We start from the raw sequence: 12,239 nt of genomic DNA on the forward strand, positions 1-12,239 counted from the left end.
AGTCGTGCGGTATTTATCGCGAATGGGTTGCCTGTTATATCGTTATATAATTTAATACACATCGTTTTTACTCCGCTATCCAGATGGTATCCCATGTTAACTTTCCGCTCTTTTGTGCTGGTATGCGCCAGCATGTTGTTTGCGTTTTCTGCCCAGGCCGACCGTACGATCACCGACCAGCTTGGTCGTCAGGTCACGATTCCGGACCACGTCGACAAAGTGGTCGTGCTGCAACACCAGACGCTGAATATTCTGGTCCAGCTTAATGCTCAGCAGGACATTATTGGCGTGATGTCGAGCTGGAAAAAACAGCTCGGGCCTGAGTTTGCGCGCTTTATGCCGACAATTGCCACATTGCCGACGCCGGGCGATCTCACCAGCGTGAATATTGAAAGCCTACTGGCGATTCATCCGCAGGTGGTTTTTGTCGCCAACTATGCGCCAGCGGAGATGATCCAGCAGATTCAGAACGCCGGTATTCCGCTCGTGGCAATCTCATTGCGCAAGGATGCAACCGGGCAACAGAATAAAATGAACCCGACCATGGCCGATGAAGAGCAGGTCTACAACGAAGGGTTAAAGCAGGGGATTCGCCTGATTGCGGACGTCGTGGGGCGCAAACCGCAAGCTGAGACGTTAATCGACTACGTTTTTGCGGCGCGGGCAAAATTCAATGCGCCGGTCGCAAAAATCCCGGATGCGCAAAAAGTCCGTATTTATATGGCTAACCCCGACCTGATGACTTACGGCTCCGGGAAGTACACGGGACTCATGATGCAGCACGCGGGTGGTCTAAACGTGGCGGCTGCCAGTGTGAAAGGCGCCCGTCAGGTTGCGCTGGAACAGGTATTGGCGTGGAACCCGCAGGTAATTTTTGTTCAGGATCGCTACCCGCAGGTGGTAACGGAGATCCAAAACGATCCTAACTGGCAGGGGATTGATGCTGTGAAAAATCATCGCGTCTGGTTGATGCCTGAGTACGCCAAAGCCTGGGGCTATCCGATGCCTGAAGCGTTGGCGATTGGTGAGCTGTGGATGGCCAAAAAACTGTACCCGGACGCCTATAAAGACGTGGATGTTGATGCGCAGGCGCAAGACTACTATCAGCATTTTTATGGTGTGAACTGGCAGCCTGATGCAGTTAAGTAAGCGCATTTTACTCCAGCAACCACTCTTAATCGCGACGGTCCTGTTGCTGGGCCTTGGTTCGTTGTGTCTCGGACAATATCCGCTGTCATTAAGCGAAGTCTTTTATCACCTGATGCACTATAGCGACGCTGAAGGGATTGCCGGTCAGGTTATCTGGACTGTCAGACTACCGCGAATTCTGATGGCGCTGCTGGCGGGTGGTGCGTTGGGGTTATGTGGCGCGACGCTGCAAGGGGTATTTCATAATCCGCTGGTCGACCCGCATATTATTGGCGTGACGTCCGGGGCCGCTTTTGGCGGAACGCTGGCTATTCTGCTTGGCCTGTCGCCGTGGTTGATGATGGGTTCAACGTTTTTCTTCGGTCTGACGGCGCTGATCCTGGTGTATGCCATTGCTGCGCTGCAGGGGCTGGAGAATACGCTGGTGCTGATCCTGTCGGGTATCATTTTGAGTGGTTTTTTTGCCGCGCTGGTGAGCCTGATTCAGTATCAGGCTGATACCGAAGAAACGTTACCCAATATCGTGTTCTGGCTGCTCGGCAGCTTTGCGACGGCTAACTGGCATAAAGTTCTGCTGTTGGCGATTCCAGTTGGTATCGCTGCGACAGTTTTGTACCAGCTACGCTGGCGGATAAACCTGTTATCACTCAATGATAAAGATGCCCGATCGCTAGGCGTCGCGGTGGTTCCTCTGCGACGCAGCGTTTTGCTGTGCTGCGCTTGTTTAGTCGCCGCTCAGGTAGCGGTCAGCGGCAGTATCGCCTGGGTTGGGTTGGTTATTCCGCATCTGGCGCGTTTGCTGGTGGGGGTTGATCATCGTCGTCTGCTGCCGTGCGCCTTCTGGATGGGAGGCGGTTTTATGATTGTGGTGGATGATATTGCCCGTACCCTGATGCACGCGGAGATACCGCTTGGGATCATCACCGCATTATTCGGCGCGCCGCTGTTTGCTTTTTTACTCATCCGCTCCAGCCGCCGGGGGACATCATGAAACCTGCCGCATTGCGTGTAAATACGCTTACCTATGGGTATCGCGTGCCGCTATTTGAGCCGCTTACATTCAGTTGTCAGAAAGGTGAGATCTGGGCTGTGCTGGGACGTAACGGCTTGGGTAAAAGTACGCTGCTCGATACGCTAACCGGCACGCTGCCAGCTTTGGACGGCAGCATTGAAATTGACGGCGGGATAGGGATTGTGGCGCAGCATTGCCACCTGCCATTTCCTTATACGGTGAGCGACGTGGTGCTGATGGGGCGGGCACAGCACGTGAAGCTTTTTGCGCAACCCAGCCAGCAGGATCAACAAAGAGCGACCCAGGCGCTGGAGCAGTTAAATATTGCCCAGCTTGCTTCCCACTCGTTTAGCTCACTTTCCGGGGGGCAACAGCAACTGGTGATGATAGCCCGGGCGCTGGTGACGGAGTGTCAAACGCTGCTGCTTGATGAACCGTGCTCCGCGCTGGATCTCGCCAATCAGCAGGTGGTGCTTCAGCTCATCAGCGATCTGGCCCATCTACAGGGATGCAGCATTCTTTTTTCGACCCACGATCCGCTGCATGCGTTACAAATAGCCACCCATACTTTGCTGCTGCTCCCCGAAGGAAAATGGCGGGCAGGGCCAACGGATAGCATTGTGACGGAAGAGAATCTGTTCCTGGCCTATGGCTTACCGCTGCGAAAACTCCGTGTGGAGAACCACCCGACGCTGTTTATCGCACCGCTGTTTTCTGTTCGTCGTTAAGAGGTAAAAACCCGGCGGCGGTAAGAAACGCCTGACCGCCGTTGGAGAGCATGAATTTAACCAGCGCCATCACCTCGTTGGATGCGTCGAGCACCGCCAGTTGGTATTCGCAGCGAATATTGTGCTCATCAGGGATAGCTACATAATGCACGTCGGGTTGGGCGCGCAGCGTATTCGCGTAATGCGCGTAGCCGATAAACAGATCGGCCAGTCCCTGGCGAAGGATCCAGGCGCTCGCCAGTTCACCAGACGGGATTTTCACCGTATCACGCCCCCCAACCAGCGGGATGGCGCGCGCCCTAAGCTGTTGTCCGAGTCCTGGCTCCAGTACATCCATATTGTCGAAAAATGCCCAGGTATAGTCTCCGGAAGGGTCGCAGCCGGGCGTGGATGTACCTATTCGTAGCGTTGGGTCGCGGAGCAAATCCAGCCAGGCGCCGTTTCGGTTGCTGACCAGACTCAGTTGATTCCAGCTAAAGGTCTGCGTGAGGACAGCTTTTTGCAAAGCCAGCAGGCGTTGCGGGTGCTCCCGATTGGCTGAGGCAAAGAGCGCACACGGTTCACCGGCTTCAATACGCTCGCGTAATAAACCGGCCGGACCATATTCCACCTTCACGTCTATTCCGCTATGGCGCGAGAACTGGCTTATCAAAGGGGCAAATGCCAGGCGTAAACTGCCCGCGGCAAACAGAATAATGGAAGAGGGCATGGTATCCGATCTCTGACGAAAAAGGTTTGCGAAGAGGATAAATGATACGCGCTGAGCATAGAGTTTAGAAGACTTTGGCCTATCGCTTTGTGCCAGCATCATACGGAGTAATGATTAAGCTTAAGGTTACGAACAGGAGGCAATAAAAAGAAATTATGAGGTGTAGCGAAGGGAAATAGCACCAAATCATAGAAATAATTTGGTGCGTCCGAGTGGACTCGAACCACCGACCCCCACCATGTCAAGGTGGTGCTCTAACCAACTGAGCTACGGACGCAAGATGGTGCGTTCAATTGGACTCGAACCAACGACCCCCACCATGTCAAGGTGGTGCTCTAACCAACTGAGCTATGAACGCAATGTTGTAGGTGACAACGGGGACGAATATTAGCGGCACAGACCGAATGAGGCAAGAGGGAAATAGCATTTTTCTTCCTGAACTCACGCGATTGCAGAGTAATTAAGCAAGTTGATTATATTTTGTTGATTTTGCAGCGTGTTTTTTATTCAGACAGTGCGCTGGGGCATAATGGGGACGGTTTGAATGACAGGTGCGCTCAGACTTTAAGCGCAGCAAGGATCGCGGTTTCTATTTTCTCAGGGGTAGTGAACGGCGCAAAACGCTTGAGCGGTTTGCCGTCACGCCCGATCAGGAACTTAGTGAAATTCCACTTGATACGTCCACCCAGCACTCCGGGTAATTCGTTTTTCAGGTAACGAAACACCGGATGCGTAGCCGCACCGTTGACTTCCACTTTCTCAAATATCGGGAAGCTCACACCGTAGTTGATGTGACAGGTTTGCGAGATTTCGTCGGCCCCGCCGGGCTCCTGATTACCGAACTGGTTGCAGGGGAAACCAAGCACCACCAGGCCCTGCGCGGCGTACTTCTTGTAAAGCGCTTCGAGGCCTGCATATTGCGGCGTGAAGCCACAATGGCTGGCAGTATTGACCACCAGAACCAGTTTGCCAGCATAGTCGGCCATAGAGACGGGCTCACCATGCAGACGGGTGGCTGTAAGTTGATAAAAGGTGATCATGCCGGAATCCTCAAATAAGATCGCATTACTCATTTTATTATGGTCGCAACTGTCTGATTAATAAACTGACCGTTGAAGTGCTGGCGATTTATTATTTTGTCGGGTTATCGCTAACGTTTTTAAACGCGTCACCCTAGCAGCATCGTAAGGTGACGACTAAAAATGGGGGACGTGACGTTGTGGGCGATTGTCACTGGGACAAACACGTAACAGATATAAAAAAATCCACGCCTGGCGTGGATTTAGAGAGAGTGTGAGAGCAGGGGATTAACGTTCGTGCCTTGCCATTAGCAGTGCCAGGTCGACGAGGCGATTAGAGAATCCCCATTCGTTGTCGTACCACGCCAGAATTTTGACCATATTGCCGCCAATCACCAGCGTTGACAGGCCGTCGATGATGGATGAGCGCGGGTCACCCTGATAGTCGCTTGAGACAAGCGGTTCATCGCTGTAACCGAGGATCCCTTTCAGTGGCCCTGTCGCGGCGGCGTCACGAAACGCATTATTGACCTCCTCTGCTGTAACATCCCGCTCAAGCGTTACGGTCAGATCGACAATGGAGACCACCGGAACCGGTACGCGCAGCGAGTAACCGGTTAAGCGACCATCCAGCTCCGGGATGACTTTGCCAAGCGCCTTCGCGGCACCGCTGGAGTAGGGGACAATCGACAATGCAGCGGCGCGGGCACCACGAAGATCTTTTTCCGGCTGGTCGTGCAGCGCCTGGCTGTTGGTATAGGCGTGGGTGGTATTCATCAAACCATGCTTAATGCCGAAATGTTGGTGCAAAACCTGTGCGGCAGGTGCCAGACCGTTAGTGGTGCAGCTACCGTTGCTGACGACAAAGTGTTTATCCGCGGAGTAGAGGTGATCGTTAACGCCCATCACGATGGTTAAATCATCGTTCTTACCGGGGGCGGAGATAATCACTCGTTTTGCGCCACCGCTGTGGATATGCACCGCCGCCTTGTCACGTTCAGTGAAGAAGCCGGTTGCTTCAATGACAATATCGACTTCACGCTGACGCCATGGGATGTTGGCTGGGTCGCGTTCGCTGAACACGGTGATGGATTTACCGTTAACCACCAACTGCCCCTCTCCGGCGGTGACGTCGGCGTCGAGTTTACCGAGCAGCGAGTCGTATTTCAGCAGATGTGCCAGCGTTTTACTGTCTGTCAGATCGTTGATTGCCACGATCTGGATCTCCGGGTTACCCAGTGCAGCACGCAGTACGTTACGTCCGATACGGCCAAAACCGTTAATACCGACCTTTACCATGATGAACTCCTTATCTGTTGTCTCTGGAGTCAATTTAGGCCGGTCACGGGTTGGCGTAAATGACAAAAAAGGATCACTTTACGCCATTTTACGACAGTGAAAGCGCTGACGATATTCACCAGGCGTCAGGTGGAGCTGTTTTTCAAACAGCCGTCGCAGGTTAATGCTGCTGCCAAATCCTGTTTGTTCGGCGATACGCTCCAGCGTCTCGTTGGTCTGCTCCAGACGCTGTCGTGCAGCGGCCAGACGGGCTTCAGCCACATAGCGTGCCGGTGATGCGCCCGTTTCCCGGGTAAACACGCGGGTGAAATTACGCGGACTCATGGCGACTTTTTCCGCCAGTTTATCCACACTGAGATCGGCGGTGAGGTTCTCAAGCAGCCAGGTGAGCAGATCGTTAATCGGGCCCAGGGTGCTGGTCTGCTGAAGGTTGTAGCGGCTAAACTGGAGTTGTCCCCCGGGACGGCGCAGGTACATGACGAAATCCTGAGCGACGTCGCGCGCCAGACTGAAGCCGTAATCCTCTTCAACTAACGCTAACGTCAGGTCAAAGCCGGAACTGACGCCACCTGATGTCCAGATGTGTTCGTCCTGGATATAGAGCGGACCGCTTTCGACGCGCACCTTAGGGAATTCTGCCTGCATAGTTTCCAGTAGCTTCCAGTGGGTGGTGGCTCGTCTGCCGTCCAGCAGCCCAGTTTCTGCCAGCAGCATCGCGCCGCCGCAAATAGATGCAATGCGGCGGGCGTGGGGAGCGGCAAGGCGTAGCCAGTCAACCACCGCAATCCCTTCCTGCGGGTTTTGACCTCTGCCAGTGATGATGATGGTATCGAGAGGTTCGCGAGGGTCTATCTCATGCAGTCGATTATCTGCCAGTAGATTTAGGCCGGACTGACCATGGATCACCTGATGCGGTTGCGTTGTCGCTAACTGAACCTGGTAACACGTCTCCGTAGCGCCTTTGGGATGCAGGCGGTTGGCCTGCATCAGAATGTCGGCAATACCGGCGGACTCAAACAGCATACCGCCATCGGGAACAATAATGAGTATCTTCATCATGTCCTGAAAAGTAATCTTTTTACACAATAAGTCAATATTACATACTCAACTGGAAAAAGCCTTACCCGTGGCGTAGCGACATTACCGCCACAGGCCGATGGTTTGATGTTGACTCAACGGCGTTGCCTGAGCATCTCCCTTGATTAAGAATAGCGTTGCATTGACCCATTAAACTCACCACGAGGGGCTGACGCTCTGCTACACCAAAAATGGTATTGTTCTACAAGTCACTCTCCTGACGAGGTCTTATGAAAATCAGAAGGTTTAGTAATGGAGATGAAATTTCGTTATTCAGCGTCTTTTTATCTTCTGTACATACCCTCGCATCACATTACTACACACAGGAACAAATAGATGCGTGGGCCCCAACGGATATCGACCCGGAACAATGGGCCAATCATATGAAGGAATTACGCCCCTTTGTTGTTGAAGTGGATGGTGAAATAGCTGGATATGCAGATGTTCAGCCAAATGGGTACATTGACCATTTCTTTGTCTCGGGAACCTACGCGAGACAGGGAGTAGGGACACTACTGATGAATCGCATTCATGAAGAAGCCAGACAACGTGGAATTGGCGAACTGACTTCAAATGTCAGTACGGCTGCGGAGGCGTTCTTTCTACGACACGGCTTTCATATTGTGGAACGTGGGTTTCCTGCCTGTCGCGGAGTGACATTACAAAATGCACTGATGCGAAAATATTTGGTGAAAAAATAGAAGATAACTGGGCTAAAGGTCCGCGATCAGCGAGGGCGGACACTCGGCTCTCTGCCGTATGCCATGACAGAGAGCACGCCAGAAATGAATGGATAGTTCTAGTTTGCTTTGCTGTTTTGACGGGATGTGACAATCGTCATTGCTGCCGCCGCCAGAAGTAAGAAACCACTCAAGCCAAAAGTACTGCGCCATCCCAGAGTGTCGAATACCAACCCACCTGCCGTTGAACCCAGGGCAATTGATAGCTGGATCACCGCAACCATTAAGCCACCACCCGCCTCTGCATCTTCGGGTAGTGCCCGCGCTATCCATGTCCACCATCCCGTTGGCGCAGCCGTTGCTAGTAGTCCCCACAGGCTGAGCAATACGGCAACAGCCCAGATGCTGTGTCCAACCAGTAGTAACGCCCCGGCAGTTGCTGCCATAAGCAGGGGGATCATGATTAAAGTCTGATAAAAACTTGTGTTCAGGAATATTGATACGGCCAGTGTGCCGACAAAACCAGCCACGCCTATTGCGAGCAAAATCAGAGAGAGACCAGAAGGGCCTACGCGGGTTACGGTCTCAAGAAAGGGGCGCACGTAGGTAAATAAGGCAAATTGCCCCATGAAGAAGAATCCGCAGGCCAGAAGTCCCGCAGGGACAATGGTGATGCGGAACAGACGATGCATAGATCTCTGGGATTTTTGTTTTTTATCGCTTTCCATCGATGGCAGGCTGACCCACTGCCAGATGAATGCGGCTATAGCCAGGGGAACGAGGCATAAAAAAGCCCCTCGCCAGCCCACGGTCGTCCCCAGATAGCTGCCAAGCGGTGCCGCTACAACGGTAGCCAGCGCGTTCCCACCGTTAAAAATCGCCAGCGCGCGGGGAACCTGATGCTGCGGAACGAGCCGAATGGCGGTTGCAGCAGACATGGACCAGAATCCACCAATGACCACCCCAAGCAGGGCCCTCCCCAGGATATAAACCGGGTAGCTGGGTGCCAGGGCGACGACTATCCCCGATATGGCCATTAAAACCGTCAGCCCCTGCAGGAGATGTTTTCGGTTCAGATCTCCGGCAATATGGGAGATAGTCAGGCTGGTAATGACCGCCAGCGCGCCAGAGATTGCAATTCCCTGGCCAGCTAGGCCTTCGGTAATGTGTAAATCACTGGCAATAAGCGTAAGCAGGCTGACCGGCATAAACTCGGAAGCGATCACCACAAACACGCACAGCGTCATGGCAAACACGCCCCCCCAATGCGCATGCTTTTTTTCGTAATGCGGTTTTAGTCTTACTGTGGACATTATCAGATCTCTTAATATCGAATCGGCCAGGTTCAGGCGCAGTCCGGACAGACGTCATTCAGGAAATCACGTCAAAACATGGATGAAAATGATGTGCAGGCGTTTTACAGCCGCCTGCAAATATCAGGCGGCTTGGGGCGGTTATCTTAGGTTGGTATTGAAAAACTGCTCAAATTTAGCAAACGGAATCTTACCCGCAACGTTGTCGTACAGATCAACATGATTTGCCCCCGGGACAATCACCAGCTCTTTCTCATTGCTGCCGATCGCCCTAAAGGCATCTTCAGCAAAATAGCGTGAATGGGCTTTTTCGCCGGTCACGATAAGCGTGGGGATAGTGACTTCATTGGCGTAGCTCAGCAGCGGCATATTCATAAATGACAGCGGCATCGTCGCATTCCAGGCCCCGGTTGAGTTGACCGAACGCGCATGGAAACCACGCGGCATGCGATAATAATCAAAGAATTCTTTCAGAACCGGATTAGGATTTGCGGGTAACGTTTCTGGCAGAATACGTTTCGACGTACTGACGTCCCCCTTTTCATCAACATAAATGTCATGCCCGCCGGGCGCGAAAGCTCCGTTCTTCGCATCTTCCCAGCGCTGTGCGTTCAGATACTGTAATACGGCGCGACGATCCGCAGTGGTATAACGGTCTTTACCATCACCTACGCCATGCCCCATCGCACGGCTCATGTCATACATCACGCTGGTCGCCACTGCTTTCACGCGGGTATCCATCGCGGCGTCGTTTAAGGCCATCCCGCCCCATCCGCAGATACCCAGTAATCCGATACGATTTCGATCAACCTCTTTTTGCAGGCCAAGGAAATCAACAGCCGCGCTGAAATCCTCGGTGTTGATATCCGGAGAGGCAACGTTACGTGGATAGCCACCGCTTTCCCCCGTATATGAAGGGTCAAAAGCCAGGGTAACAAATCCCTGCTCAGCCAACGTCTGCGCATACAGACCGCTGGACTGCTCTTTCACCGCGCCGAAAGGCCCGCTGATGGCAATGGCCGCCAGTTTGCGCTCGCCGCGATCCTTTGGAATGTAGAGATCACCGACCAGGGTGATCCCGAAGCGGTTCTGAAAGGTCACTTTACGGTGATTAACTTTCGTACTTTTAGCGAAGGTTTTATCCCATGTCTCGACCAGTGAAACTGGCGCGTTCGGATTGGTTGTATTGGCATAACTCATCGTTGTAACTCCACTTAATGATGCGCAGAGCAGCATGGCTGGTATCGCGGCTGTCAGTTTTTTGGTGAAGGCAGTCATCAAAATCCCCTCATAAAACGTGATAGATACAGGTTTCATACGGACAACACTGCTGTGCTTTGTTGCAATGCGAGCATTATAGTGAGCAGTAATAGTGCTTATTAGAGGGGTAAAATTGCTAGAATTAATACCATATTGTTCTAAATAGTGATGCGATAGCGAGGGAAACGTGATGGCGAAACGGGAAAACTATAATGATTTATACCTGTTCATGCAGGTGGTGCGGGAAGGGAGTTTTACTGCTGCGGCGCAACGACTCGGCCTGGCACAATCAGGTATAAGCCGTTCCGTACGCGAACTTGAAGAAAGACTGGGCGTTCAGCTTCTGGCTCGCACTACGCGTAGGCTATCGCTCACCCATGCCGGCGAACAACTCTACCGGACTATTGAGTCAGGATTCGACGCTTTAGATATGGGGCTTGCCACGCTGGCCCATTATCGCCAGTCCCCGTCAGGTACGGTACGGATTAATGCCAGTCAGCACGCTATTGATAAACTGCTCCTGCCAAAGCTTGCGGTGTTTAAGCAACGCTATCCTGACATCCGGCTGGAACTCATCAGCGAAAGTCGGTTTGTCGATATTATTGCGGAAAGATTCGATGCCGGTGTACGTCTCGGACCGGAAGTTGGCGGTGGCATGATAGCGGTCCGTATTTCCCCCGACATGGAGATGGCCATTGTTGGTACGCCAGAACACTTTCGCCGCTATGGCTTTCCACAAGTCCCGGCAGATTTGGCGGTTCATCCCTGCATCGCTTATCAATTTGGCGAGGAAGCCTCTATACATGGGAGCTTCAACAGGATGGTAAAAAAATAACTCATCAGCCGCAGGGACAATGGGCTTTTGCTGACAGTTATATGGAAGCCAAAGCCGCCAGACTGGGGCTGGGGCTGGCTTATGTTCCGGAAGAACTGGTGTCCGATGATTTAGAAGAGGGTTCGCTCATCAGAGTTTTACAACGCTACAGTCAACGCCTGGAAGGCTCATTTCTCTATTATCCGCACCGCAATGTGTCTCCCGCTCTGCGAGCAGTTATCGATACACTGAGAATTTATGAATGAAGGCGAGGCTGCACACGTGTCAGGGTAACTGATCTGAGCGAGGAGCGGGCCTTATATACACATCCCCATTAACTTGAGTATGCTCCTCTGTGAATTTGTTTCGAAAATGATGTCGCTGATGTGCTTCATTCCCTGCTTTTTATAGAATTTTTGAGCACGTTCATTTTGTTCAAGAACCTCCAGCCATAAATATTTTTTCCCCTGACTTCGGGCAAGATCTATGACTTTATTAAACATTAGTTGACCGTAATGCTGATTCGTTTTGGTTGGGGCAAGGTAGAGTTTATTAAGTAAAACACCGCTGATGTCTGTATTCGGAATAGTTGCTTGCCATGTCAGCTTCACAAAACCAATCGGCTGCTCGATTTCAACTATATACCAGCTAATGTTTTTATCATTAATACTCTGCTCAATAACGGGAAGTGAATATTCACCCTCCAAATAATTATCAAATTCTGATTCTGACTTCCACATATGCTTAAAGTGCGCAGTATAGAAGCGGTAGCCAAGCTCATTTAGTAATCCCGAATCGGCTGATGTTGCTTGTCGTATGATTAAAGACATGGGAGAGGCCCTTACTTTATGAGAGAAAAATGATCTTAAATTTGTAATATATACGGCCTGTTAAGTCTACATGTCCGTTGTGACTGTCTTACCCTCAAACTTTGAATACGCAATCGGCTTTGTTGAATAAATCGAACTTTTGCTGAGTTGAAGGATCAGATCACGTATCTTCCCGACAACACAGACCGTTCCGTGGCAAAGCAAAAGTTCAAAATCACCAACTGGCCCACCTACAATAAAGCCCTCATCAACCGTGGCTCCATAACTTTCTGGCTGGATGATGAAGCTATTCAGGCCTGGTATGAGTCAGCAACACCTTCTTCACGAGGCAGACCTCAGCGCTATTCTG

The 12,239-nt window shown here is 51.9% G+C and carries 12 protein-coding genes, 2 tRNA genes and 2 pseudogenes; 6 read left to right on the plus strand and 10 right to left on the minus strand.

The features are described from left to right. Positions 1-93 precede the first annotated feature (93 nt). The 3 genes from B9P82_RS20580 to B9P82_RS20590 are packed head-to-tail and all read left to right on the plus strand — an operon-like array spanning position 94 to position 2,889. Positions 94-1,149: an ABC transporter substrate-binding protein gene (locus tag B9P82_RS20580; RefSeq protein ID WP_101700848.1), complete on the plus strand. Its 1,056-nt coding sequence runs from the start codon at positions 94-96 to the stop codon at positions 1,147-1,149. Next, on the plus strand, positions 1,136-2,140 hold the full coding sequence (locus B9P82_RS20585; protein WP_101700849.1) for a FecCD family ABC transporter permease: 1,005 nt from the start codon (positions 1,136-1,138) through the stop codon (positions 2,138-2,140). Before B9P82_RS20580 ends, B9P82_RS20585 begins: the two co-directional genes overlap by 14 nt. Next, positions 2,137-2,889 carry an ABC transporter ATP-binding protein gene (locus tag B9P82_RS20590; protein ID WP_101700850.1) on the plus strand — a complete coding sequence of 251 codons (753 nt, stop codon included), beginning with the start codon at positions 2,137-2,139 and terminating at the stop codon, positions 2,887-2,889. Before B9P82_RS20585 ends, B9P82_RS20590 begins: the two co-directional genes overlap by 4 nt. On the opposite strand, the gene B9P82_RS20595 is transcribed toward B9P82_RS20590, so the two are convergent. From B9P82_RS20595 to B9P82_RS20625, 6 genes are all read right to left on the minus strand, one after another. Beyond that, a complete protein-coding gene (locus B9P82_RS20595) occupies positions 2,858-3,598 on the minus strand; it encodes a substrate-binding domain-containing protein (RefSeq protein ID WP_101700851.1) in 741 nt (246 codons plus the stop codon). The two genes, B9P82_RS20590 and B9P82_RS20595, sit on opposite strands and share 32 nt — an antisense overlap. A 200-nt stretch (positions 3,599-3,798) precedes the next feature. After that, positions 3,799-3,875 (minus strand) — tRNA-Val (locus tag B9P82_RS20600). 4 nt (positions 3,876-3,879) lie between these two features. Further along, positions 3,880-3,956 (minus strand) — tRNA-Val (locus tag B9P82_RS20605). Between the two features lie 199 nt (positions 3,957-4,155). After that, the gene (locus B9P82_RS20615; protein ID WP_016152944.1) at positions 4,156-4,638 is read right to left on the minus strand and encodes a glutathione peroxidase; all 483 of its coding nucleotides are present in this window, start codon (positions 4,636-4,638) and stop codon (positions 4,156-4,158) included. Between the two features lie 267 nt (positions 4,639-4,905). After that, positions 4,906-5,916 carry a type I glyceraldehyde-3-phosphate dehydrogenase gene (gap, locus tag B9P82_RS20620; protein ID WP_047417734.1) on the minus strand — a complete coding sequence of 337 codons (1,011 nt, stop codon included), beginning with the start codon at positions 5,914-5,916 and terminating at the stop codon, positions 4,906-4,908. Between the two features lie 78 nt (positions 5,917-5,994). Then, the gene (locus B9P82_RS20625) at positions 5,995-6,975 is read right to left on the minus strand and encodes a GlxA family transcriptional regulator (protein ID WP_101700852.1); all 981 of its coding nucleotides are present in this window, start codon (positions 6,973-6,975) and stop codon (positions 5,995-5,997) included. Positions 6,976-7,223: 248 nt separating this feature from the next. Here B9P82_RS20625 and B9P82_RS20630 point away from each other — a divergent pair, with 248 nt between their 5' ends. Then, positions 7,224-7,694 carry a GNAT family N-acetyltransferase gene (locus B9P82_RS20630; protein ID WP_101700853.1) on the plus strand — a complete coding sequence of 157 codons (471 nt, stop codon included), beginning with the start codon at positions 7,224-7,226 and terminating at the stop codon, positions 7,692-7,694. A gap of 98 nt (positions 7,695-7,792) precedes the next feature. On the opposite strand, the gene B9P82_RS20635 is transcribed toward B9P82_RS20630, so the two are convergent. Together B9P82_RS20635 and B9P82_RS20640 are read right to left on the minus strand one after the other, a co-directional pair. After that, complete coding sequence (locus B9P82_RS20635; protein WP_047358850.1) at positions 7,793-8,986, minus strand: MFS transporter; 1,194 nt, start codon at positions 8,984-8,986, stop codon at positions 7,793-7,795. Positions 8,987-9,127: 141 nt separating this feature from the next. Next, a complete protein-coding gene (locus tag B9P82_RS20640) occupies positions 9,128-10,264 on the minus strand; it encodes an alpha/beta hydrolase (protein ID WP_101700854.1) in 1,137 nt (378 codons plus the stop codon). Positions 10,265-10,436: 172 nt separating this feature from the next. Between B9P82_RS20640 and B9P82_RS20645 the strand changes: the two are divergent. Beyond that, a pseudogene (locus B9P82_RS20645) lies at positions 10,437-11,326 on the plus strand (LysR family transcriptional regulator). Positions 11,327-11,377: 51 nt separating this feature from the next. Here B9P82_RS20645 and B9P82_RS20650 read toward each other — a convergent pair. Next, positions 11,378-11,890: a GNAT family N-acetyltransferase gene (locus B9P82_RS20650; protein WP_047358847.1), complete on the minus strand. Its 513-nt coding sequence runs from the start codon at positions 11,888-11,890 to the stop codon at positions 11,378-11,380. 107 nt (positions 11,891-11,997) lie between these two features. Further along, positions 11,998-12,058 (minus strand): annotated as a pseudogene (locus tag B9P82_RS29455) (phage tail assembly protein); the annotation flags it as partial. On the opposite strand from B9P82_RS29455, the gene B9P82_RS20655 reads away from it, so the two are divergent. Then, on the plus strand, positions 12,038-12,239 hold a 202-nt coding region (locus B9P82_RS20655; RefSeq protein WP_210404999.1), incomplete at its 3' end, for a transposase. The pseudogene B9P82_RS29455 and the gene B9P82_RS20655 sit on opposite strands and share 21 nt — an antisense overlap.

Origin of the sequence: Citrobacter sp. L55 (assembly GCF_002850715.1) — a bacterium.
Taxonomy (GTDB): Bacteria; Pseudomonadota; Gammaproteobacteria; order Enterobacterales; family Enterobacteriaceae; genus Citrobacter; species Citrobacter braakii.

Coding starts and splice junctions, on each gene's coding strand:
- B9P82_RS20580 (WP_101700848.1), top strand. CDS start 94: ATGTTAACTTTCCGCTCTTTTGTGCTGGTATGCGCCAGCATGTTGTTT.
- B9P82_RS20585 (WP_101700849.1), top strand. CDS start 1,136: ATGCAGTTAAGTAAGCGCATTTTACTCCAGCAACCACTCTTAATCGCG.
- B9P82_RS20590 (WP_101700850.1), top strand. CDS start 2,137: ATGAAACCTGCCGCATTGCGTGTAAATACGCTTACCTATGGGTATCGC.
- B9P82_RS20595 (WP_101700851.1), bottom strand. CDS start 3,598: ATGCCCTCTTCCATTATTCTGTTTGCCGCGGGCAGTTTACGCCTGGCA.
- B9P82_RS20615 (WP_016152944.1), bottom strand. CDS start 4,638: ATGATCACCTTTTATCAACTTACAGCCACCCGTCTGCATGGTGAGCCC.
- gap (WP_047417734.1), bottom strand. CDS start 5,916: ATGGTAAAGGTCGGTATTAACGGTTTTGGCCGTATCGGACGTAACGTA.
- B9P82_RS20625 (WP_101700852.1), bottom strand. CDS start 6,975: ATGATGAAGATACTCATTATTGTTCCCGATGGCGGTATGCTGTTTGAG.
- B9P82_RS20630 (WP_101700853.1), top strand. CDS start 7,224: ATGAAAATCAGAAGGTTTAGTAATGGAGATGAAATTTCGTTATTCAGC.
- B9P82_RS20635 (WP_047358850.1), bottom strand. CDS start 8,986: ATGTCCACAGTAAGACTAAAACCGCATTACGAAAAAAAGCATGCGCAT.
- B9P82_RS20640 (WP_101700854.1), bottom strand. CDS start 10,264: ATGACTGCCTTCACCAAAAAACTGACAGCCGCGATACCAGCCATGCTG.
- B9P82_RS20650 (WP_047358847.1), bottom strand. CDS start 11,890: ATGTCTTTAATCATACGACAAGCAACATCAGCCGATTCGGGATTACTA.